Origin of the sequence: Streptomyces sp. cg36 (assembly GCF_041080675.1) — a bacterium.
Lineage (GTDB): Bacteria > Actinomycetota > Actinomycetes > Streptomycetales > Streptomycetaceae > Streptomyces.
In genome coordinates this window covers 1,820,369-1,842,385 of sequence record NZ_CP163520.1, presented here as the reverse complement: position 1 = coordinate 1,842,385, position 22,017 = coordinate 1,820,369, and the positions used below count along the sequence as shown (strand labels likewise).

The window sequence follows — 22,017 nt, the reverse complement described above, 5'->3', positions numbered from 1 at the left end:
GCCAACCTACTGCCCCACGAGCCCCTTCGCGTCGCGGGCAAGGGCGGTGAGGCGGGAGATGGCCCGGAAGTACTTCTTGCGGTAGCCGCCGTTCAGCATCTCGTCACTGAACAGCCGGTCGAAGGGCACCCCGGACGCCAGCACCGGCACCTCGCGGTCGTACAGCCGGTCGGCCAGGACCACCAGCCGCAGCGCCGTCGACTGGTCGGGAACCGGCTGCACATCGGTGAGGCAGACCGCCTTCACCCCGTCGGTCATCGCCCCGTAGCGGCTCGGGTGGACCCGCGAGAGATGGGCGAGCAGCCCGGGGAAGTCGTCGAGCGCCGCGCCCTCGGTCGCGTACGCCGCCTTCGCCACCTGCTCGTCCGAGTACGGCGCCGGGGCCTCGGGCAGACCCCGGTGGCGGTAGTCCTCGCCGTCGATCCGCAGCGGGCGGAAGTGTGCGGAGAGCCCCTGGATCTCGCGCAGGAAGTCGGCGGCGGCGAACCGGCCCTCGCCGAGCTTGCCGGGCAGCGTGTTGGAGGTGGCGGCCAGCGCCACGCCCTGCTCCACCAGCTTGCCGAGCAGCGAGGAGACCAGGACCGTGTCGCCCGGGTCGTCCAGCTCGAACTCGTCGATGCAGAGCAGCCGGTGCCCGCTGAGCGTCTTCACGGTCTGCTGGAAGCCCAGCGCGCCCACCAGGTTCGTCAGCTCCACGAAGGTGCCGAACGCCTTCAGCGCGGGCTCGGCCGGGGTGGCGTGCCACAGCGAGGCCAGCAGATGGGTCTTGCCGACGCCGTACCCGCCGTCCAGATAGACCCCGCGCGGGCCGGTGGCCGCGGCGGGCTTCCTGGCGAACCACTTGCGGCGCCCGCCCCCGCTGGCGTGCGCCCCGCCCAGACCGGCGGCGAAGGCGCCGAGGACGGCCACGGCCTCGCTCTGACTGGGCTGGTTCGGGTCCGGCACGTACGTCTCGAAGCGCACCGAGTCGAACCGCGGCGGCGGCACCATCTCGGCGACCAGACGGTCGGCGGGGACATGCGGCTCGCGGGCGCAGAGCGACAGCGGGGCCGCTTCGGTTATGGGGCTGGTCGACACAGTTCACCACTGTAAGCGCCGTGTAAGACTGCACGGATGCGACGCCTGTTCCCTGTGACCGACCAGACACCGCCCGGCCCCGAGGGCGAGTGGCCGTTCGACGCCCTGGCCGAGGCGTACGCCTACCCCGAGACGGACGGCCCCTGGCTGCGGGCCAACATGGTCTCCTCGCTCGACGGCGCGGGCCAGCACGAGGGCCGCTCGCAGCCCCTCTCCTCCGACACCGACATGCGGATCTTCGGCACCCTGCGGGCCCTCGCCGACGTGGTCGTGGTGGGTGCGGAAACGGTACGCCAGGAGGGCTACCGCCCGGCCCGCGCCCGCGAGGTCTTCGCGGCCCGGCGCGCGGCGGCCGGCCAGGGCCCCGCCCCGGTCATCGCGGTCGTCACCGCCAGCCTCGACCTGGACTTCTCGCTGCCCCTGTTCACCTCGCCGCTGGTGCCCACCCTCGTCCTGACCGGCGCGGCGGCGGCCCCGGACCGCGTCCGCGCCGCCGAGGCGGCCGGCGCCCAGGTGCTGATCGCGGGCGACGGGCCGGGCGTGGAGCCCGAGCGGGCCGTACGGGCGCTGGCCGCGCGCGGGCTGCGGCGGATGCTGACCGAGGGCGGGCCCCGGCTGCTCGGCCAGTTCGTGGCGGCCGGAGTGCTGGACGAGCTGTGTCTGACGGTGTCGCCGTTGCTCACGGCGGGCACCGCCCAGCGGATCGCCGGAGGGCCCGCGATGAGCGTCCCCGAGCGGTTCCGCCTGGACTCCCTGCTGGAAGAGGCCGGGTTCCTCTACACGCGTTACCGTCGGATCTGACAATCAGCGGAATTTGTCGTTCCGGTTAGCTTCCGCTGGGCACACTTACTCACGCAGACCCCGTGCGGGCACGGGGAAGGATGGTTTCCGCAGGGGCGGGTAACCACGTCGAGGTCACCCGGCCTCGCGGGCGACCGGCCGGAGTGAAGAGAAGGGCGTTTGTCGTGTTCACAAGCGTATTGATGATCGAGAAGCCCCTGACCTCCGTGGACGTGGAATTCGTCACCACCCTGCACGGTGACGAGCCGGTCTCCTTCGTCGTCCTCATGCAGCCCCGCGGCGACCAGGACCGCCTGCTGCGCGCCATCGACGACGTCGCCCTGGGCGAGCTCGACGAAGCCGTCCACGAAGGCGACGAACCCGAGGGCGCCGCCGCCCAGGCCCCCGCCGCACGCGCCCTGGAGCACTCCCTGGCCGCCCTGCGCGCCACCGGCAGCGCCGCCGTCGGCCAGATCGTCGAGGACCACCCCCTCGACCTGCTGAAGTCCGTCGTCGACGAGGTGAAGGCCGACGAGGTGATCGTGCTGACCGCACCCCACTACGTCGAGGAGTTCTTCCACCGCGACTGGGCCTCCCGGGCCCGCCACAAGGTCGGCGTCCCCGTCCTCAAGCTCTTCGCGCACAGCGAGGAGGCGCACAGCGAATAGGGTGATGGCTCACCGGACCGGTCCACCACCGGTCCGGCGCCGTCGGCCCCCACCGGCCGACACCACCCCGTACGCAGCGCACCCCCGGGAGACACACGCAAATGGCACCCGCGATCCCCACCGCCATGGAACGGCCGCACTTCATCGGCATCGGTGGTGCCGGAATGTCGGGGATCGCCAAGATCCTGACCCAGCGCGGCGCGAAGGTCGCGGGCAGCGACGCCAAGGAGTCCGGCACCGCCGAGGCCCTGCGCGCCCTCGGCGCCACCGTCCACATCGGGCACGCCGCCGAGCACCTCGCCGCCGACGCCAGCTGCGTCGTCGTCTCCAGCGCCATCCGCGCCGACAACCCCGAGCTCGCCCGCGCCGCCGAGCTCTCCGTCCCCGTCGTCCACCGCTCCGACGCGCTCGCCGCGCTCATGGGCGGCCTGCGCGCGATCGCCGTCGCCGGCACGCACGGCAAGACCACCACCACCTCGATGCTGGCCGTCGCCCTCACCGAGCTGGGCCTCGACCCCTCGTACGCGATCGGCGGCGACCTCGCCGGACCGGGCACCAACGCCCACCACGGCGAGGGCGACATCTTCGTGGCCGAGGCGGACGAGAGCGACCGCAGCTTCCAGAAGTACGACCCCGAGGTCGCCATCGTCCTCAACGTCGAGCTCGACCACCACGCCAACTACGCCTCGATGGACGAGATCTACGAGTCCTTCGAGACCTTCGTCGGCAAGGTCGTCCCCGGCGGCACCCTCGTCGTCTCCGCCGACCAGCCCGGCGCCATCGAGCTCACCCGCCGGGTCCGCGACCTCTCCTCCCTGAAGGTCGTCACCTACGGCTCCGACGAGCAGGCCGACGTGCGCGTCCACAAGGTCACCCCGCGCGGCCTCACCAGCGAGGTCACCGTCCTGCTCGGCGGCCGGTTCCTCACCTTCACGGTCTCGGTGCCCGGCGCGCACTACGCCCACAACGCGGTCGCCGCGCTCGCCGCGGGCGTCGCCCTCGGCATCCCGGCCCACAACCTGGCCTCGGCGCTCGGCAAGTACACCGGCGTCAAGCGCCGCCTCCAGCTCAAGGGCGAGGCCGCCGGCGTCCAGGTCGTCGACTCCTACGCGCACCACCCGACCGAGATGACCGCCGACCTGGAGGCGATGCGCGGCGCCGCCGCGGACTCCCGCCTGCTCGTGGTCTTCCAGCCGCACCTCTTCTCCCGCACCCAGGAACTCGGTACGGAGATGGGCCGCGCGCTCGCGCTCGCCGACTCCTCCGTCGTCCTCGACATCTATCCCGCGCGCGAGGACCCGATCCCCGGCGTCACCAGCGAACTGATCATCGACGCGGCCGTCGCGGCGGGCGCCGAGGTCACCGCCGTCCACGACCAGGCGGCCGTGCCGGACGCCATCGCGGGAATGGCCCGGCCGGGCGATCTCGTTCTCACCATGGGCGCGGGCGACGTGACGGACCTGGGCCCGCAGATCCTGGCCCGTCTGTCGCACTGAGGGAGTCCCTGCCATGTCGTACGAGGTCGAGAAGCCGGACGAGCAGTGGCGGGCGGAGCTGAGCCCGGCGGAGTACGCGGTACTGCGCCAGGCGGGCACCGAGCCCGCGTTCGTCGGTGAGTACACGGACACCAAGACCAAGGGCGTCTACGCGTGCCGGGCCTGCGGCGCGGAGCTCTTCACCTCGGACACCAAGTTCGAGTCGCACTGCGGCTGGCCCTCCTTCTTCGACCCGAAGGACACGGACGCGGTGGAGCTCATCGCGGACAACTCCCACGGGATGGTCCGCACCGAGGTGCGCTGCGCCCGCTGCGGCTCCCACCTGGGCCATGTCTTCGAGGGCGAGGGCTACCCGACCCCGACGGACCAGCGCTACTGCATCAACTCGATCTCGCTGCGACTGGCGGCGGACGAAGCCTGACGCGGGCCGGCTCAACCCCAGGGGCTCCAGTGGCCCCTGGGGTTGACGCGAGTCCCGGAACTGCGTAAAGTTCTTCGAGTTGTCGCGGGGCCGGAACGGTTCGGCGACAACCATCCGCCGCAGACTTGCGGCACCCCAACTCAGCACGATCTCCCGACCGGGACGAATTTCGGCATGCCGAAATTCATTTCGAGCGGGAAGTCGCGGCAGTGGATGGAGCGAACGGCCCGATTAGGAGCCGCCCGGGAAATCCGCTAGAGTCTGGGACGTCGGAACGGCCCAACAGCCGGAAAGACAAAACGACTTGACCCGGGAGACCGGGAATCGGACACGAAAGAGTCTGATAGAGTCGGAAACGAAGGAAGCGCCCGGAGGGCCCGGAAACGGGAACAAAGGAAGCGTCCGTACCTTGAGAACTCAACAGCGTGCCAAAAGTCAACGCCAGATTGACAACCCCGGCCCACCGCTCGTCGGTTGGGTTGGAGGTTCCTTTGAAAAGTCCTGCCGGTCCATGTGACGGGCAGGCAACAACACAGCGAGGACGCTGAGGACGACTGGTCTTATTCCGACCTGGTCGTTCCGCTCTTACGTGTGTGTGCACCGGATTACCGGTAAACATTCATGGAGAGTTTGATCCTGGCTCAGGACGAACGCTGGCGGCGTGCTTAACACATGCAAGTCGAACGATGAACCACTTCGGTGGGGATTAGTGGCGAACGGGTGAGTAACACGTGGGCAATCTGCCCTTCACTCTGGGACAAGCCCTGGAAACGGGGTCTAATACCGGATACGACCTGCCGAGGCATCTTGGCGGGTGGAAAGCTCCGGCGGTGAAGGATGAGCCCGCGGCCTATCAGCTTGTTGGTGGGGTAATGGCCTACCAAGGCGACGACGGGTAGCCGGCCTGAGAGGGCGACCGGCCACACTGGGACTGAGACACGGCCCAGACTCCTACGGGAGGCAGCAGTGGGGAATATTGCACAATGGGCGAAAGCCTGATGCAGCGACGCCGCGTGAGGGATGACGGCCTTCGGGTTGTAAACCTCTTTCAGCAGGGAAGAAGCGCAAGTGACGGTACCTGCAGAAGAAGCGCCGGCTAACTACGTGCCAGCAGCCGCGGTAATACGTAGGGCGCAAGCGTTGTCCGGAATTATTGGGCGTAAAGAGCTCGTAGGCGGCTTGTCACGTCGGATGTGAAAGCCCGGGGCTTAACCCCGGGTCTGCATTCGATACGGGCTAGCTAGAGTGTGGTAGGGGAGATCGGAATTCCTGGTGTAGCGGTGAAATGCGCAGATATCAGGAGGAACACCGGTGGCGAAGGCGGATCTCTGGGCCATTACTGACGCTGAGGAGCGAAAGCGTGGGGAGCGAACAGGATTAGATACCCTGGTAGTCCACGCCGTAAACGTTGGGAACTAGGTGTTGGCGACATTCCACGTCGTCGGTGCCGCAGCTAACGCATTAAGTTCCCCGCCTGGGGAGTACGGCCGCAAGGCTAAAACTCAAAGGAATTGACGGGGGCCCGCACAAGCAGCGGAGCATGTGGCTTAATTCGACGCAACGCGAAGAACCTTACCAAGGCTTGACATATACCGGAAACGGCCAGAGATGGTCGCCCCCTTGTGGTCGGTATACAGGTGGTGCATGGCTGTCGTCAGCTCGTGTCGTGAGATGTTGGGTTAAGTCCCGCAACGAGCGCAACCCTTGTTCTGTGTTGCCAGCATGCCCTTCGGGGTGATGGGGACTCACAGGAGACTGCCGGGGTCAACTCGGAGGAAGGTGGGGACGACGTCAAGTCATCATGCCCCTTATGTCTTGGGCTGCACACGTGCTACAATGGCCGGTACAATGAGCTGCGATGCCGCGAGGCGGAGCGAATCTCAAAAAGCCGGTCTCAGTTCGGATTGGGGTCTGCAACTCGACCCCATGAAGTCGGAGTTGCTAGTAATCGCAGATCAGCATTGCTGCGGTGAATACGTTCCCGGGCCTTGTACACACCGCCCGTCACGTCACGAAAGTCGGTAACACCCGAAGCCGGTGGCCCAACCCCTTGTGGGAGGGAGCTGTCGAAGGTGGGACTGGCGATTGGGACGAAGTCGTAACAAGGTAGCCGTACCGGAAGGTGCGGCTGGATCACCTCCTTTCTAAGGAGCACAGCACCGATTGCAGGCAAATGTTCTGCACGGTCAGCTCATGGGTGGAACGTTGACTATTCGGCAAGGTCTGGTTGCTTCCTGTTAGTACTGCTTCGGCGTGGAACACAGTGAAGGGACTGGCTTTACCGGGCACGCTGTTGGGTGTCTGAAGGCACGGGCCTGGCCCGTTGTACTTCAGTCGCCGCCCCAGTGCACTCACCACGTTGTGGTGGGGTGATGGGTGGCTGGTCGTTGTTTGAGAACTGCACAGTGGACGCGAGCATCTGTGGCCAAGTTTTTAAGGGCGCACGGTGGATGCCTTGGCACCAGGAACCGATGAAGGACGTGGGAGGCCACGATAGTCCCCGGGGAGCCGTCAACCAGGCTTTGATCCGGGGGTTTCCGAATGGGGAAACCCGGCAGTCGTCATGGGCTGTCACCCATGCCTGAACACATAGGGCATGTGGAGGGAACGAGGGGAAGTGAAACATCTCAGTACCCTCAGGAAGAGAAAACAACCGTGATTCCGGGAGTAGTGGCGAGCGAAACCGGATGAGGCCAAACCTACGGCGTGTGAGACCCGGCAGGGGTTGCGTCGTGGGGGTTGTGGGATCTCTCTTTCACAGTCTGCTTACTGTGAGACGAGTCAGAAACCGTTGATGTAGGCGAAGGACATGCGAAAGGTCCGGCGTAGAGGGTAAGACCCCCGTAGCTGAAACATTGACGGCTCGTTTGAGAGACACCCAAGTAGCACGGGGCCCGAGAAATCCCGTGTGAATCTGGCGGGACCACCCGCTAAGCCTAAATATTCCCTGGTGACCGATAGCGGATAGTACCGTGAGGGAATGGTGAAAAGTACCGCGGGAGCGGAGTGAAATAGTACCTGAAACCGTGTGCCTACAAGCCGTGGGAGCGTCGCGCATTGAGTTTACTCAGTGCGTCGTGACTGCGTGCCTTTTGAAGAATGAGCCTGCGAGTTAGCGGTGTGTAGCGAGGTTAACCCGTGTGGGGAAGCCGTAGCGAAAGCGAGTCCGAACAGGGCGTTTGAGTTGCACGCTCTAGACCCGAAGCGGAGTGATCTAGCCATGGGCAGGTTGAAGCGGAGGTAAGACTTCGTGGAGGACCGAACCCACCAGGGTTGAAAACCTGGGGGATGACCTGTGGTTAGGGGTGAAAGGCCAATCAAACTCCGTGATAGCTGGTTCTCCCCGAAATGCATTTAGGTGCAGCGTCGTGTGTTTCTTGCCGGAGGTAGAGCACTGGATAGGCGATGGGCCCTACCGGGTTACTGACCTTAGCCAAACTCCGAATGCCGGTAAGTGAGAGCGCGGCAGTGAGACTGTGGGGGATAAGCTCCATGGTCGAGAGGGAAACAGCCCAGAGCATCGACTAAGGCCCCTAAGCGTACGCTAAGTGGGAAAGGATGTGGAGTCGCAGAGACAACCAGGAGGTTGGCTTAGAAGCAGCCACCCTTGAAAGAGTGCGTAATAGCTCACTGGTCAAGTGATTCCGCGCCGACAATGTAGCGGGGCTCAAGCGTACCGCCGAAGTCGTGTCATTGCGATATGTACCCCCAACGGGGATCGTGATGGGTAGGGGAGCGTCGTGTGCCGGGTGAAGCAGCCGCGGAAGCGAGTTGTGGACGGTTCACGAGTGAGAATGCAGGCATGAGTAGCGATACACACGTGAGAAACGTGTGCGCCGATTGACTAAGGGTTCCTGGGTCAAGCTGATCTGCCCAGGGTAAGTCGGGACCTAAGGCGAGGCCGACAGGCGTAGTCGATGGACAACCGGTTGATATTCCGGTACCCGCTTTGAAACGCCCAATATCGAATCAGGCGATGCTAAGTCCGTGAAGCCGCCCTGGAGCCTTCGGGCAAAGGGGAGTGGTGGAGCCGACGAACCAGACTTGTAGTAGGTAAGCGATGGGGTGACGCAGGAAGGTAGTCCAGCCCGGGCGGTGGTTGTCCCGGGGTAAGGGTGTAGGCCGTGTGGTAGGCAAATCCGTCACACGTTAAGGCTGAGACCTGATGCCGAGCCGATTGTGGTGAAGTGGATGATCCTATGCTGTCGAGAAAAGCCTCTAGCGAGTTTCATGGCGGCCCGTACCCTAAACCGACTCAGGTGGTCAGGTAGAGAATACCGAGGCGTTCGGGTGAACTATGGTTAAGGAACTCGGCAAAATGCCCCCGTAACTTCGGGAGAAGGGGGGCCATCACTGGTGATCCGATTTACTCGGTGAGCTGGGGGTGGCCGCAGAGACCAGCGAGAAGCGACTGTTTACTAAAAACACAGGTCCGTGCGAAGCCGTAAGGCGATGTATACGGACTGACGCCTGCCCGGTGCTGGAACGTTAAGGGGACCGGTTAGCTTGGATTCGTCCAGGCGAAGCTGAGAACTTAAGCGCCAGTAAACGGCGGTGGTAACTATAACCATCCTAAGGTAGCGAAATTCCTTGTCGGGTAAGTTCCGACCTGCACGAATGGCGTAACGACTTCTCGACTGTCTCAACCATAGGCCCGGTGAAATTGCACTACGAGTAAAGATGCTCGTTTCGCGCAGCAGGACGGAAAGACCCCGGGACCTTTACTACAGTTTGATATTGGTGTTCGGTTCGGCTTGTGTAGGATAGGTGGGAGACTGTGAAGCAGCCACGCCAGTGGTTGTGGAGTCGCCGTTGAAATACCACTCTGGTCGTGCTGGATGTCTAACCTCGGTCCGTGATCCGGATCAGGGACAGTGTCTGATGGGTAGTTTAACTGGGGCGGTTGCCTCCTAAAGAGTAACGGAGGCGCCCAAAGGTTCCCTCAGCCTGGTTGGCAATCAGGTGTTGAGTGTAAGTGCACAAGGGAGCTTGACTGTGAGACCGACGGGTCGAGCAGGGACGAAAGTCGGGACTAGTGATCCGGCGGTGGCTTGTGGAAGCGCCGTCGCTCAACGGATAAAAGGTACCCCGGGGATAACAGGCTGATCTTCCCCAAGAGTCCATATCGACGGGATGGTTTGGCACCTCGATGTCGGCTCGTCGCATCCTGGGGCTGGAGTCGGTCCCAAGGGTTGGGCTGTTCGCCCATTAAAGCGGTACGCGAGCTGGGTTTAGAACGTCGTGAGACAGTTCGGTCCCTATCCGCTGTGCGCGTAGGAGTCTTGAGAAGGGCTGTCCCTAGTACGAGAGGACCGGGACGGACGAACCTCTGGTGTGCCAGTTGTCCTGCCAAGGGCATGGCTGGTTGGCTACGTTCGGAAAGGATAACCGCTGAAAGCATCTAAGCGGGAAGCCTGCTTCGAGATGAGGACTCCCACCACCTTCGAGTGGGTAAGGCTCCCAGTAGACGACTGGGTTGATAGGCCGGATGTGGAAGCACCGTAAGGTGTGGAGCTGACCGGTACTAATAGGCCGAGGGCTTGTCCTCAGTTGCTCGCGTCCACTGTGTTAGTTCTGAAATAACGAACGGCCGTGTTGTTGCCCGGTTTCGTTAATTTCATAGTGTTTCGGTGGTCATAGCGTTAGGGAAACGCCCGGTTACATTCCGAACCCGGAAGCTAAGCCTTTCAGCGCCGATGGTACTGCAGGGGGGACCCTGTGGGAGAGTAGGACGCCGCCGAACAAATTTTGGGAAAAGCCCCGTACCGGTCACCGGTACGGGGCTTTTCTGCGTTCAGGGGCGAGTTCGGGGCGAACGGAACCACGCGGGGAGGATCACGCGGGCTGGAGCAGGTCCCATCGGTTGCCGTAGAGGTACTCGAAGACCGCGACGGAGCCGTATTCCTCGTGGCGCGGCTCCTCCTTGAAGCGCACCCCGGCCGCCAGCATCCGTGCGTGGTCCGCCGCGAAGTCCTCGGTGTGCAGGAAGAAGCCGACCCGGCCGCCGGTCTGATGGCCGACGGCCGCGCGCTCAGCGTCGTTCTTCGCGCGGGCCAGGAGCAGGCCCGCCGCTCCGGCGCCGCGCGGCCTGACGACCACCCAGCGGGTGCCGTCCCCGCGGTCGGTGTCCTCGATGAGTTCGAAGCCGAGGGCGTCGGTGTAGAAGGCGATGGCCTCGTCGTATTCGCGGACGACGAGGGTGATCAGTGCAATGTGGGACATGACGGCGAGGTTATACGTATGACCGCAGTCGGGCAAAGTCATTGAGGATCGCGGGCGGGGCGCGGCCGTGGGGCGTGATCGGTCGGCTGGGAGAATGCCGGGCATGGAGCCCGAACAGCCGGACCGGCCCGATCGGCCGGGCCACCTTCCGCTGGACCGTCTCGTCGAGCGCGCCCGACTGCTCGCGGTCCCCGGCCGCCGGCGGCTGCTCGGTATCGCCGGGCCGCCCGGTGCCGGGAAGTCCACGCTGGCCGGGGCGCTGGTCGAGCGGCTGGGCGGGCGAGCCGTGCTCGTACCGATGGACGGCTTCCATCTGGCCCAGGCCGAGCTCGTACGCCTCGGTCGGGCCGACCGCAAGGGCGCGCCGGACACCTTCGACGCCGCCGGGTACGCCGCGCTGCTCACCCGGCTGCGGACGCCCGAGGCGGGCGCGGTGGTGTACGCGCCCGCCTTCGACCGCACGTTCGAAGAGCCGGTCGCCGGAAGCATCCCGGTGCACCCGGACGTCCCCCTCGTCGTCACCGAGGGCAACTACCTGCTGCACGACGAGGGGCCGTGGGCCCCGGTGCGCGGTCTGCTCGACGAGGTGTGGTTCCTCGACGTGGACGGCGGCGAGCGGGTGCGCAGGCTCGTCGAGCGGCATGTGCGGTACGGGAAGAGCCGGCCGTACGCCGAGCGGTGGGTGAGGGAGTCCGACGAGGCCAACGCGCGCGTAGTGGCCGTTGGCCGGGACCGGGCGGATCTTGTCGTCAGTTCCGTACGGCCTCGGTAGGCTCGGCCTTCACCGGGCGTGGGAACGGCGTAGGGATCTACCGCGGGGCTACCGTGTGACCCGTGTGAGGGAAGGCAGCTGACGTGGGGATATTCCGACGAGGGCCGAAGCGGGACCGGAGCGATGTGCCCCGGGACCCGGAGTTCGGTTTTTTCTCGGCCGACGAGGGCGGGCGGTTCCGTGCCCGGGTTCGTGAGGCGTTCGCCGAGCAGGGCCTGGAGGTGATCGTCTACGCGGACTCGGTGAAGGACAGCGGCGGTCGCCGCTTCGGGCTCGGCAACCTCGCCTCGGTCTGCCACAACGACCGGCGGGGGCCGCGCGTATGGCCCGAGCTGATCCGCCGTCACGTCGGGATGGTGCTGCGGACCATGGACGGGCCGTCCGCGCTGGACACGCTGCCGCCCGAGCAGATCCGGGCCCAGCTCTATCCGCGGGTGATCAGCCAGGCCGGGCTCGACCCGCAGACCTTCAGCTACGCGCGCGGTATCGCACCGGGGCTGTACGAGATCCTCGCGCTGGACCTGCCGGAGAGCGTCATGATGCTCACCGACGAGGCCCTGGAGCCGTTGGGGGCGGTGGCGGACCTGCGGGCGCAGGCGCTGCACAACCTCAAGCGGCTTCCCGTGGAGGCGCACGAGACGGTCAAGGGCGAGGCCGGCATGCGGTTCGAGGTGGTGGTCGGCGACTCGTTCTACACGGCCAGCCGCGTACTCGCGCTGGACGCCCTGGTGCCCCAGGTCACCGGTCGTGAACTGACCCCGGACGGCGCCCTGGTGGCGATGCCGTTCCGGCACCAGCTGGCCTTCCACGTGATCCGCGACGCGGGCATGATCCCGGCGCTCAACGCGATGGCGTCGTTCGCGGCGTCCGGGTTCGAGGACACCCCGGGCTCGATCAGCCCGTTCGTCTACTGGTGGCGCGACGGCACCCTCACACAGCTCAGCGATCGTGAGGACGAGGGCGACGGCCTGCGGATCGTGGTCGGCGACGACTTCCAGGAGCTCCTTGAGCGGCTGGCGGGCGACAGCCAGGAAGGCGCCTGACGCACGCTGCCGGGGCGGGGGAGCGGGGACCGGCTCCGCCCGTCGCGCAGCCTCATTTTCCGATCGCGTCCACGCGCGCGTAGAGGCAGGGGCATCGCCGTGCTGCCGAACACGGCAGGCGGCATCGCGTCCACGCGCGCGTGAAGGCGGGACGGGCCCCGATCCCCGTGATCCGCCCATGGTCATCGCTTCCACGCGCGCGTACCGGCAGGATGAGGCCATGTCCACGTCTACGACACCTCCTCCCGCCCCGTTCACCGCCGACGACTACCGGGCCAGGATGGCCCGGGCCGCCGAGTCCGCGGCCGAGGCCGGACTGGCCGGCGTGCTCGTCGCGCCCGGGCCCGACCTCGTATATCTGACGGGGTATCAGCCAACCGCGATCACCGAGCGGCTCACCCTCCTGGTCCTCGCGGCCGGGCGGGAGCCGGTGCTCGTGGTGCCCAAGCTGGAGGCGCCCGACGCCGAACGGGCCGCCGGGGCCGCGGCGCTGACGCTGCGGGACTGGACCGACAGCGTCGACCCGTACGCCGTGACCGCCCCGCTGCTGGGTGAGCGGGGCCGCTTCGGCGTCAGCGACAACGCCTGGGCCATGCACCTGCTCGGCCTCCAGCAGCGGCTCCCGGGAACGTCCTACACGGCCCTCACACAGGCGTTGCCGATGCTGCGGGCGGTCAAGGACGCGGCGGAGCTGGCGCGCCTGGAGGCGGCCGGTGAGGCGGCCGACCGGGCCTACGGGGAGATCCTCAAGGTGCGCTTCGCCGGTCGCAGGGAGACCGACGTGGCCGCCGATCTGGCCGCGCTGCTCCTGGAGTTCGGCCACTCGCAGGTGGACTTCACCGTCGTCGGCTCCGGGCCCAACGGCGCCAACCCGCACCACGAGGCGGGTGAGCGGACCATCGGGCGGGGCGACATGGTGGTGCTCGACTTCGGCGGCCTCAAGCACGGCTACGGCTCGGACACCACCCGTACCGTCCACGTCGGCCAGCCCACCGCCGAGGAGCGGCATGTCCACGACGTCGTGCGCGCGGCCCAGCGGGCCGGGTTCGACGCGGTGCGGCCCGGGGCCGCCTGCCAGGACGTGGACCGTGCCGCGCGCGCGGTGATCGAAGAGGCGGGATACGGCGAGTACTTCATCCACCGCACCGGCCACGGCATCGGGGTCACCACGCACGAGCCGCCCTACATGATCGAGGGCGAGGAGCTGCCGCTGGTGCCGGGCATGTGCTTCTCGATCGAGCCCGGCATCTATCTGCCGGGCCGTTTCGGCGTCCGGATCGAGGACATCGTCACGGTCACCGGGGACGGGGGCCGCAGCTTCAACGCCACCGCGCGCGAGATGGCCCTCGTGGAGTAGCCCGTCGGCCGGGGACCGGGTCCGCGTGCGCCGGTCAGCCGTTCACCGGGCCGAGCACCGCGCACGACTCGGGCGGCAGCCGGAACGTTCCGTCCGGGTCCGGCGGCGGCACCGGGTCCCAGGCGGCCAGCACCCGGCAGTGGTTGCGGCCGAGCGGGATCGCGGCGGGCTCCTTGGCCAGGTTGACCACCGTCCGCAGGTCGCCGCGCCGGAACATCAGCCAGCGGGCGTCCTCGTCGTGGACGACCTTGACGGAGGCGATGTCCGGGTCGGTGAGGTCGGGCCGGGTCCGGCGCAGCTCGATCAGGAGGCGGTACCAGGCCAGTACGCGCGCGTGGGGCTCGTTCGCGCGCTCGTCCCAGTCCAGGCAGGAGCGCGCCCGGGTGGCCGGGTCCTGCGGGTCGGGAATGTCCTGCGCGGCCCAGCCGTGCGCCTCGAACTCCCGCCTCCTGCCCGTCCGTACGGCCTCGGCGAGCTCGGGGTCCGGGTGGTCCGTGAAGTACTGCCAGGGCGTGCTCGCGCCCCACTCCTCGCCCATGAAGAGCATCGGCGTGTACGGGCCGGTCAGGACGAGGGCGGCGGCGCAGGCGAGCAGGCCGGGGGAGAGCGTGGCGGAGAGCCGGTCCCCGAGCGCCCTGTTGCCGATCTGGTCGTGGGTCTGGGAGTAGCCCAGGAAGCGGTGCGCGGGGGTCCTGGCGCGGTCGACGCGCCGTCCGTGGGTGCGGGACCGGAAGCTGGAGTAGGTGCCGTCGTGGAAGAAGACGCGGGTGAGGGTCTTGGCGACGGCGGCGAGCGGTGCGCGCGCGAAGTCGGCGTAGTAGCCCTGGGACTCGCCGGTGAGAGCGGTGTGCAGGGAGTGGTGGAAGTCGTCGTTCCACTGCGCGTGCAGTCCGAGTCCGCCCTCCGCGCGCGGAGCGGTGGTGCGCGGGTCGCACCGGTCGGACTCGGCGATCAGGAAGAGCGGTCGGCCCAGCTGGACCGAGAGCACGTCGACGGCGGTGGAGAGCTCCTCCAGGAACGGCAGCGCGCGCGTGTCGTAGAGGGCGTGCACGGCGTCCAGGCGCAGCCCGTCGAGCCGGTAGTCGCGCAGCCAGGCCAGGGCGCTCTCCAGGAAGTAGGCGCGCACCTCGTCCGAGCCCGGGGCGTCCAGGTTCACGGCGGCGCCCCACGGGGTGTGGTGGGTGTCCGTGAAGTACGGGCCGAAGGCGGGGAGGCGGTTGCCGGAGGGGCCCAGGTGGTTGTGCACGACGTCCAGGACGACCCCGAGGCCCAGCGCGTGCGCCGCGTCGACGAACCGTTTCAGCCCGTCGGGGCCGCCGTAGGGCTCGTGCACGGCCCAGGGCGCCACCCCGTCGTACCCCCAGCCGTGCCGCCCGGGGAAGGAGCACACGGGCATCAGCTGGACATGCGTGATGCCCAGTTCCGCCAAATGGGCGAGCCGGGCCGCCGCGGCGTCGAAGGTGCCCTGCTCCGTGTACGTGCCGATGTGCAGCTCGTACAGGACCGCACCGGACAGGCGGCGGCCCTCCCACGGCCGCCGCCAGGTGAAGCCGTCGTGCAGGACGACGGCGCTCAGCCCCTCCGGGCCGTCCGGCTGGCGGCGCGAGCGGGGGTCGGGCAGCGGGTCTGCGCCGTCGAGCGCGTACCCGTACCGGTCGCCGTCTCCGGCCGTCGCGTCGGCCAGCCACCAGCCTGGCCTGACCGGGTGCGGCTCCATTCCGTGGGTGGTGCCCTCCAGCCACAGGGCGACCCGGTCCGCCTGCGGCGCCCACACCTCGAACAACATCCTTGATACCTCCCGTTGCCCGCGTACCGTCAAACCCCGGAACCGGGCATCCATCCTCCGTGGAAGGCGGGATCAAGGGCTGGAGGTTGCGGTTACCCGCCATTAAGGTCCGGATCCATGACCCTGCCGCCGTTCCCGCACGGCTTCCTCTGGGGAGCCTCCGCCTCAGCCTTCCAGACCGAAGGAGCCGCCGCAGCCGAGGGCAAGGGCCCTTCCGGCTGGGACGCCTTCGCCGCTGAGCCCGGCCGCATCAAGGACGGCTCCGACGCCGCCCGCGGCACCGGCTTCCACGAGCGCTACCGCGAGGACGTCGCCCTGCTCGCCGAACTCGGCGCCGGGGCGTTCCGCTTCTCCGTCAGCTGGCCCCGGGTCGTCCCGGACGGCCGCGGCCCGGTCAATGCGGCCGGGCTCGACTTCTACGACCGGCTCGTGGACGAGCTGTGCGCCCACGGCATCACCCCCGCGCCCACGCTCTACCACTGGGACACCCCGCTGGAGCTGGAGCGGCGGGGCGGCTGGCTGGAGCGGGACACCGCGTACCGGTTCGCCGACTACGCGCGCGTGGTGGCCGAGCGGCTCGCCGACCGCGTCCCCATGTGGATCACGATCAACGAACCCGCCGAGGTGACCCTGCTCGGCTATGCGCTCGGCGAGCACGCCCCGGGCAAGAAGCTGCTCTTCGACGCCCTGCCGGCCGCGCACCACCAGCTGCTGGCGCACGGCCTGGCCGTCGGGGCGCTGCGCGCGGCGGGCGCCGCCCGGATCGGCCTCGCGGTCTCGCACACACCGGTGTGGCCCGCGGGCGAGAGCGAGGAGGATCGTTTCGGCGCGGAGCTCTACGACACCATCGGCAACTGGCTCTTCTCGGACCCGGTCCTGACCGGCCGCTACCCCGACGACGACTTCGCCGCCCTGATGCCCGGACCGGTCGCCGAGGACCTCGCCGTCATCTCGGCGCCGCTCGACTGGTACGGAGTGAACTACTACAACCCCACGCGCGTGGGCGCACCCGCTCCGCAGGCCCTGGACTCCTTCGCCGGGTTCGAGATGCCCGCGGAACTCCCCTTCGGCATCCGGGAGATCGAGGGGTACGAGACCACCGCCTTCGGCTGGCCCGTCGTCCCCGACGGCCTGCGCGAGATGCTCGTACGGCTCAAGGAGCGGTACGGGGACCGGCTGCCGCCCGTGTACATCACCGAGAACGGCTGCTCGTACGACGGCATCGAGGACGCCGGACGCATCCGGTACCTGGACGGGCATCTGCGCGCCCTGCACACGGCCATCGCCGAGGGAGTCGACGTCCGCGGCTACTTCGTCTGGTCGCTCACCGACAACATCGAGTGGATCGAGGGCGCGTCGCAGCGCTTCGGGCTGGTGCACATCGACTACGAGACGCTGCGGCGCACCCCGAAGGACTCCTACCGGTGGTACCGGGAGGTGATCCGCTCCCAGCGCGCCCGCGCATGAGCGCGCCGGGAGCTGCGGATCAGCCCTCGGCCGGCCAGACCATGTTGATGGCGCGCTCGAAGTTCGCGTACCCCGCGCGCGCGAACGCCTCGGCCATCGGCACGTTGCCGAGGTCCGTGGCGGCCCGGATGCGCGGCACGTCCTCGGCGGCCAGGATCCGGGTCCCCTCGGCGAGGACGTCGTCGATGTAGCCGTGGCCCCGGTGGGCGGGCAGCACACCGATGTACGCGATGATCGGGTGGTAGTTGTTGCGCGCGGGGATGACGAAGCCCACCGGGCCGCCGCCGTCCGGGAGTTCGGCGATCCGCCACCACGCGCGCGGTGACTTGAACGTCTCGAACTCCTCCTCGTACATCAGCTCCGCCGACTCGCGCGGCGTCATCGTGAGCATCTCCGTACGGCTGTGCTCGTCCAGCGTGCCCTCCAGGACGAGCGTCATCAGGGAGAGCAGCTCCTCGCGGTCGGTCGCCGGGCGGAAGAGCAGCCGGGTGGAGGGGGCGGGGAGCGGGGTGCCCGGGCTCCACTCCAGGCGCAGCCGCTCCACGAGGACGCGCGCGCCCGTGTCGGCCAGCACGTTCATCCGCGTCTCGACGACCTCGCGCGCGTGCGGGTCCTCGCGCCAGTCGCCGGGGGCGTACCGCGAGTACTCGGGGCGGGGGGTGCCCCGCGGGATCACCGCGGCGGTGGCGGTCTCCACCAGCTCCAGCCCGACGGCGTGGCGCTCGGCCGGGTCCAGCGAGTCGTCGACGTCGAAGAAGTCCAGGATGAGCGGGGCCTCGTGGCCCGGCGGCGTCCACCAGGAGAGCCGGGCGCGCACCCGCTCGCCGCGCAGCGCCACCCACATCCACTCGGGGAGGCGGCGGCCAGTGGCGAGGTCGTCCTCGACCTCGTGGTCCAGCACGTACGAGAGCTGCTGGAAGAGCCCGAGTTCCTCGGGCCCGGCGAGCGGACGGAAGGTGATGTCCGACGCGGGTGTCGTCAAGGGGTTCCCCTCAGAAGTGCCGACGGTCGGCAGACCCTAACAACCCCGCCCCGGACGCTCGCAAGCGATTTCCTCGCAGGTCAGCGCCGGAGGCAGGGGGAGCGGGGGACAATCTGCGGCCCTGCTGGACAGGCCGAGGCCGTCGGACCGACAATCTCCGTGTGACATCGTCCTTCCCGTTTCCCACGCGTTCCGCCCGGCTGTCCGACGCCGAGCGCGACCGTGTGCTCGACGTGCTCAGAGAGGGCGCGGCCCAGGGCAAGCTGTCGCACGACACCTTCATGCGCCGGATGGAACTGGCCCTGTCCGCGCGCGGATCCGACGAGCTGGCCGCGCTCACGGTCGACCTGGAGTCGGACAAGCGCTGGACGAGGGCGCTGTACGGGGCGGTGAGCCGGGTGTCCGGGTTCACCGTGACGATGCGCCGGGCCTGGCAGTCGGAGCGGCTGCCGAAGCTGCTCTTCCCGGCTCCCGGCCCCTATCCGCTGCGCATCGGCCGAGACCCGCACAACGGGCTGCGGCTCAGCCACGAGACGGTCTCCCGGGTGCACGCCGAACTCAGCCACCAGTCCGGCGCCTGGGTGCTGCGCGACCTCGGCTCGACCAACGGCACCAGCGTCAACGGGCGCCGGGTGACCGGGGCGGTGGTCGTCAGCGACGGCGACCAGGTGAGCTTCGGACGCATGAGCTTCCGGCTCGCCACCGGCTGACCTGCGCGAACGCCAGGGGCGGGGGCGTTGTCAGCGGGGTCCCCCATCATGGCGGTATGAACGAGGACCAGCAGCCCCGGGTGCGCCGCGCCCGCCCCGACGACCTGCCCCGCCTGGCCGAACTGGCGGCGGAGCACGCGGTGTACGAGAAGGCCGCGCCGCCCGCGCCCGACTTCGCGGAGCGGCTCGGCGCCCTGCTCTTCGGCCCGGCGGCACCGCGCGTGCGCTGTCTGGTCGCCGAGATAGCGGGCGGCGAGGTCGTGGGGTACGCGAGCTGCGCCCCCGAGTTCGCCACCTGGCAGGCCCGTGAGTATCTGCACATGGACTGCCTCTTCCTGCGCGACGGCCACCGCGGCCTGGGCCTGGGCGAGCGGCTGATGGCGGCGGTGGTGGCCGAGGCACGGGAGCTCGGGCTGAGCGAGGTGCAGTGGCAGACGCCGGTCTGGAACGAGGGGGCGCGGCGGTTCTACGACCGCGTGGGCGCGGCCGGACGCGAGAAGGTGCGGTACTCCTTGGAAGTCGCGCCGTCCACGGAGGGCTAGGCCGGAGAGCAGGGCCCGGGACGTCGTGCCGTCCATGGAAGGTTGGGCCCGAGAGGCCGCGCCGTCCGGGGAGGGCCAGGGCCCGTTGCCGCCTTCGCGCCTGCCCGGCGACGCCCGGCCCCAGGCCCGATCGGCGGGTCCGGGCGCCGTCCCCGTGGCTCAGCCCCGCGTGGGCGTGTCTGCCCGGGGGATCCGCCGGAGCAGGGCGACCGGACGTTCGGCGAGGAGATCGCCCAGCGCCACCGCGCCCGTGAACTCCCGCCCCGGGTCCAGCACATCGGCCCAGCTCCCCTCGGGCAGGGGCAGCTCCGTCGGGCCCCAGCCGCCCGACTGGGTCAGCCGCAGGGAGAGCCGGGTCACCGCCGTCACCACCTCGCCGGACCGGCAGAACGCCAGGCAGTGGGCGGACGCGGGACCGGTCGCGTACAGCGGCGCGTACGTACTCGACGTCCCGAACGCCTCCGGAAGATCCCGGCGCAGCCGCAGCGCCGCGATCGAGAGCCGCGCCTTCTCGTCGGCTCCCTCGGCCCGTGGATCGGGCACCTCCGCCACGGGGGTCGGCGGGAAGTCCACGGGCCGCCGGTTGTCCGGGTCGACCAGGGCCAGATACGCGGACTCGGTGCCCTGGTAGACGTCCGGCACGCCCGGCATCGTCAGATGGACGAGCGCGGCGCCCAGCACGTTCGCGCGCGTGGCCGGATCCAGGCTCCGGCAGAACGCCTCGATCCGGTCCACGGGCGGCCCGGCGGGCCCCTCCGCCACGAAGTCGGCCAGCGCCCGCTCGTACGCGGGGTCCTGCTCGGTCCAGCTGGTGTGCAGACCGGACTCGCGGGCGGCCTTGAGCAGGGCGTCGTCCAGCCGCTGCCGGGTCACTCCGCCGCCGAGCCCGACCGCGGTCTGCCATGCCGTCCAGGCCAGCTGCGGATCGGGGGAGGGCGTTGGCGCGAGCCGTTCCAGGAGCGCGGACCACCGCTCCGGGCACTCGGACAGCACGGCGATCCGCGCCCGTACGTCGGCGCTGCGTTTGGTGTCGTGGGTGGACAGCACCGTCCCGGTGTCCGGCCAGTCGCGGGCGATGCGGGCGCAGTACGCGTGGAACTCGTCCGGGGCGACGGCCGGCCGGCCCGGGTCGCCCCCCACCTCGTTGGTGGAGAGCAAGGGGACATATCGATAAAACGCCGTGTCCTCAAGGGACTTGGCGCGCAGCGCCGACGACGTCTGGGCGAAGCGGGCCCGGAAGGCCCGCCGCTCCGGACCGTCACCGGCCCCGCGACTCCCGCCGCCCTCGCCGACCCCATGGACCCCGCTGGGCTCACTGACCCTGTGGAACCCACCGCCCCCACTGCTCCCAACGTCCCCACCGGGCTCGTCCCCCTCCTCCAGCAGCAGCGCGCGTACCGCGTCCACCGCCGCCGCCTCCTCCGGGACGGTGAACGCCGCCCGTGCCCGGTCGGCCAGCTCGGGCGTCAGCACGGAGGGCGCGTCGCCGGGGTAGGGGCGGTAGACGGGGACGCGGACCAGGAGTTCGTGCAGGGCCAGCCGCAGCGCCCAGGGCGCGTGGTCGCGCAGTGCGGGATCGCGGGCGCACAGCCGCGCCGCCGCCCGGGTCAGATGCGCCACCTCGGCGGCCAGCTCGTGCCCGGCCACCGTGTGGGCGGCCCGCCGCGCGGTCGCCTCCCACTGCCCGCCCCGGTCGGCGGGCGCGGCGGTGAACTCCCGGTAGTGGCGCAGGATCTCCCGGTGGCCCGCCGGGTCGACGAAGAGGCCGTCGATCCGGCGGAGCGCGTCGTAGCCCGTGGTTCCGGCGACCTCCCAGCCGGAGGGCAGCGGCTCGGTGGCGGCGAGGATCTTCTCGACCACCGTCCAGCGCCCTTCCGTGGCCGTGCGCAGGCGCCGCAGATACGTTTCGGGATCGGCGAGCCCGTCCGGATGGTCCACCCGCAGCCCGTCCACCACGCCGTCCCGGACCAGCTCCAGGACCTTGGCGTGGGTGGCCGCGAAGACCTCCTCGTCCTCGACGCGGACCCCGATCAGCTCCGAAATGGTGAAGAAGCGGCGGTAGTTGAGCTCGGTGCGGGCCAGCCGCCACCAGCCGAGCCGGTACCACTGGGCCTCCAGGAGCTCGGGCAGCGCCAGATCGTCCGTACCGGCGCGCAGCGGAAAGGCGTGCTCCTCGCCGTACGTCAGTACGCCCCTGCGCCGGTCCACCCGCAGCCGGGCCAGTTCGCCGCCGAGCGGGCCCGCCAGGACCGGCAGCAGCACCCTGCCGCCGCCCGCCTCCCAGTCGATGTCGAACCACTTGGCGTACGGCGAGCGGGGTCCCTCGCGCAGGACCTCCCACAGCTGCCGGTTGTGGCGCGGCGCCGCCGCCATGTGGTTGGGGACGATGTCGAGCACCAGGCCGAGCCCGGCCGCGCGGGCGGTGCGGGCGAGCCGCCGCAGCCCCTCCTCGCCGCCGAGCTCTTCGCGTACGCGCGCGTGGTCGACGACGTCGTAGCCGTGCGTCGAGCCCGGCACCGACTCCAGGACCGGCGAGAGGTGCAGGTGCGACACCCCGAGCGAGGCCAGCCGGGGCACGGCCGCCTCGGCGGCGGCGAACGGGAAGTCCGGCTGGAGCTGGAGACGGTAGGTCGCGGTGGGTGTCATACAAACGTACGTACCCGGCGAGGCGGTTTCTGTGCCTGCGGACCGGGC

At 69.0% G+C, this 22,017-nt stretch carries 15 protein-coding genes and 3 rRNA genes; 13 read left to right on the top strand and 5 right to left on the bottom strand.

Annotated features, from left to right (window positions below):
- Positions 1-6 precede the first annotated feature (6 nt).
- Positions 7-1,077 (bottom strand): cell division protein ZapE, encoded by a 1,071-nt coding sequence (gene zapE / locus AB5J87_RS08200; protein ID WP_369375567.1) that lies wholly within the window; start codon positions 1,075-1,077, stop codon positions 7-9.
- Positions 1,078-1,113: 36 nt separating this feature from the next.
- On the opposite strand from zapE, the gene AB5J87_RS08195 reads away from it, so the two are divergent.
- The 7 genes from AB5J87_RS08195 to rrf all read left to right on the top strand — a co-directional run bounded on the left by AB5J87_RS08195 (position 1,114) and on the right by rrf (position 10,185).
- Complete coding sequence (locus AB5J87_RS08195; protein WP_369375565.1) at positions 1,114-1,878, top strand: pyrimidine reductase family protein; 765 nt, start codon at positions 1,114-1,116, stop codon at positions 1,876-1,878.
- A gap of 182 nt (positions 1,879-2,060) precedes the next feature.
- Entirely contained in the window at positions 2,061-2,525 is a 465-nt protein-coding gene (locus AB5J87_RS08190) for an indole-3-glycerol phosphate synthase (protein WP_369375563.1), read from the top strand.
- Positions 2,526-2,626: 101 nt separating this feature from the next.
- The gene (gene murC / locus AB5J87_RS08185) at positions 2,627-4,021 is read left to right on the top strand and encodes a UDP-N-acetylmuramate--L-alanine ligase (protein WP_369375561.1); all 1,395 of its coding nucleotides are present in this window, start codon (positions 2,627-2,629) and stop codon (positions 4,019-4,021) included.
- Between the two features lie 13 nt (positions 4,022-4,034).
- Positions 4,035-4,442: a peptide-methionine (R)-S-oxide reductase MsrB gene (gene msrB / locus AB5J87_RS08180; protein WP_369375559.1), complete on the top strand. Its 408-nt coding sequence runs from the start codon at positions 4,035-4,037 to the stop codon at positions 4,440-4,442.
- Between the two features lie 618 nt (positions 4,443-5,060).
- A 16S ribosomal RNA gene (locus tag AB5J87_RS08175) occupies positions 5,061-6,586 on the top strand.
- A 279-nt stretch (positions 6,587-6,865) separates the two neighbouring features.
- Positions 6,866-9,990 (top strand): 23S ribosomal RNA (locus tag AB5J87_RS08170).
- A 78-nt stretch (positions 9,991-10,068) separates the two neighbouring features.
- Positions 10,069-10,185, top strand: a 5S ribosomal RNA gene (gene rrf / locus AB5J87_RS08165).
- The 16S, 23S and 5S rRNA genes sit together here, the layout of an rRNA operon.
- Before the next feature lie 92 nt (positions 10,186-10,277).
- Here rrf and AB5J87_RS08160 read toward each other — a convergent pair.
- Positions 10,278-10,664, bottom strand: a complete 387-nt coding sequence (locus AB5J87_RS08160) for a VOC family protein (protein ID WP_369375557.1) — start codon at positions 10,662-10,664, stop codon at positions 10,278-10,280.
- Positions 10,665-10,767: 103 nt separating this feature from the next.
- Between AB5J87_RS08160 and AB5J87_RS08155 the strand changes: the two genes are divergently transcribed.
- The 3 genes from AB5J87_RS08155 to AB5J87_RS08145 all read left to right on the top strand — a co-directional run bounded on the left by AB5J87_RS08155 (position 10,768) and on the right by AB5J87_RS08145 (position 13,836).
- On the top strand, positions 10,768-11,436 hold the full coding sequence (locus AB5J87_RS08155) for a nucleoside/nucleotide kinase family protein (protein ID WP_369375555.1): 669 nt from the start codon (positions 10,768-10,770) through the stop codon (positions 11,434-11,436).
- 83 nt (positions 11,437-11,519) lie between these two features.
- On the top strand, positions 11,520-12,479 hold the full coding sequence (locus AB5J87_RS08150) for a hypothetical protein (RefSeq protein ID WP_369375553.1): 960 nt from the start codon (positions 11,520-11,522) through the stop codon (positions 12,477-12,479).
- Positions 12,480-12,699: 220 nt separating this feature from the next.
- Positions 12,700-13,836 (top strand): M24 family metallopeptidase, encoded by a 1,137-nt coding sequence (locus AB5J87_RS08145; RefSeq protein WP_369375551.1) that lies wholly within the window; start codon positions 12,700-12,702, stop codon positions 13,834-13,836.
- A 34-nt stretch (positions 13,837-13,870) separates the two neighbouring features.
- Here the strand turns inward: AB5J87_RS08145 and treZ are convergent, their stop codons facing one another.
- Positions 13,871-15,622 carry a malto-oligosyltrehalose trehalohydrolase gene (gene treZ / locus AB5J87_RS08140; protein ID WP_369375549.1) on the bottom strand — a complete coding sequence of 584 codons (1,752 nt, stop codon included), beginning with the start codon at positions 15,620-15,622 and terminating at the stop codon, positions 13,871-13,873.
- Positions 15,623-15,739: 117 nt separating this feature from the next.
- Between treZ and AB5J87_RS08135 the strand changes: the two genes are divergently transcribed.
- Entirely contained in the window at positions 15,740-17,089 is a 1,350-nt protein-coding gene (locus AB5J87_RS08135) for a GH1 family beta-glucosidase (RefSeq protein WP_369375547.1), read from the top strand.
- A gap of 19 nt (positions 17,090-17,108) precedes the next feature.
- Here the strand turns inward: AB5J87_RS08135 and AB5J87_RS08130 are convergent, their stop codons facing one another.
- Positions 17,109-18,071 carry a GNAT family N-acetyltransferase gene (locus AB5J87_RS08130; RefSeq protein ID WP_369375544.1) on the bottom strand — a complete coding sequence of 321 codons (963 nt, stop codon included), beginning with the start codon at positions 18,069-18,071 and terminating at the stop codon, positions 17,109-17,111.
- Between the two features lie 161 nt (positions 18,072-18,232).
- Between AB5J87_RS08130 and AB5J87_RS08125 the strand changes: the two genes are divergently transcribed.
- Together AB5J87_RS08125 and AB5J87_RS08120 are read left to right on the top strand one after the other, a co-directional pair.
- Positions 18,233-18,781 carry an FHA domain-containing protein gene (locus AB5J87_RS08125; RefSeq protein WP_369375542.1) on the top strand — a complete coding sequence of 183 codons (549 nt, stop codon included), beginning with the start codon at positions 18,233-18,235 and terminating at the stop codon, positions 18,779-18,781.
- Between the two features lie 56 nt (positions 18,782-18,837).
- On the top strand, positions 18,838-19,323 hold the full coding sequence (locus tag AB5J87_RS08120) for an N-acetyltransferase family protein (protein WP_369375540.1): 486 nt from the start codon (positions 18,838-18,840) through the stop codon (positions 19,321-19,323).
- A gap of 159 nt (positions 19,324-19,482) precedes the next feature.
- On the opposite strand, the gene treY is transcribed toward AB5J87_RS08120, so the two are convergent.
- Positions 19,483-21,969, bottom strand: coding sequence for a malto-oligosyltrehalose synthase (treY, locus tag AB5J87_RS08115; RefSeq protein WP_369375538.1), 2,487 nt, complete (start codon positions 21,967-21,969; stop codon positions 19,483-19,485).
- Positions 21,970-22,017: the final 48 nt, after the last annotated feature.

Bases quoted from the DNA above. Each gene is read 5' to 3' on its own strand.
- AB5J87_RS08195 (WP_369375565.1), top strand. From the start codon at position 1,114: ATGCGACGCCTGTTCCCTGTGACCGACCAGACACCGCCCGGCCCCGAG.
- AB5J87_RS08190 (WP_369375563.1), top strand. From the start codon at position 2,061: ATGATCGAGAAGCCCCTGACCTCCGTGGACGTGGAATTCGTCACCACC.
- murC (WP_369375561.1), top strand. From the start codon at position 2,627: ATGGCACCCGCGATCCCCACCGCCATGGAACGGCCGCACTTCATCGGC.
- msrB (WP_369375559.1), top strand. From the start codon at position 4,035: ATGTCGTACGAGGTCGAGAAGCCGGACGAGCAGTGGCGGGCGGAGCTG.
- AB5J87_RS08160 (WP_369375557.1), bottom strand. From the start codon at position 10,664: ATGTCCCACATTGCACTGATCACCCTCGTCGTCCGCGAATACGACGAG.
- AB5J87_RS08155 (WP_369375555.1), top strand. From the start codon at position 10,768: ATGGAGCCCGAACAGCCGGACCGGCCCGATCGGCCGGGCCACCTTCCG.
- AB5J87_RS08145 (WP_369375551.1), top strand. From the start codon at position 12,700: ATGTCCACGTCTACGACACCTCCTCCCGCCCCGTTCACCGCCGACGAC.
- treZ (WP_369375549.1), bottom strand. From the start codon at position 15,622: ATGTTGTTCGAGGTGTGGGCGCCGCAGGCGGACCGGGTCGCCCTGTGG.
- AB5J87_RS08135 (WP_369375547.1), top strand. From the start codon at position 15,740: ATGACCCTGCCGCCGTTCCCGCACGGCTTCCTCTGGGGAGCCTCCGCC.
- AB5J87_RS08120 (WP_369375540.1), top strand. From the start codon at position 18,838: ATGAACGAGGACCAGCAGCCCCGGGTGCGCCGCGCCCGCCCCGACGAC.
- treY (WP_369375538.1), bottom strand. From the start codon at position 21,969: ATGACACCCACCGCGACCTACCGTCTCCAGCTCCAGCCGGACTTCCCG.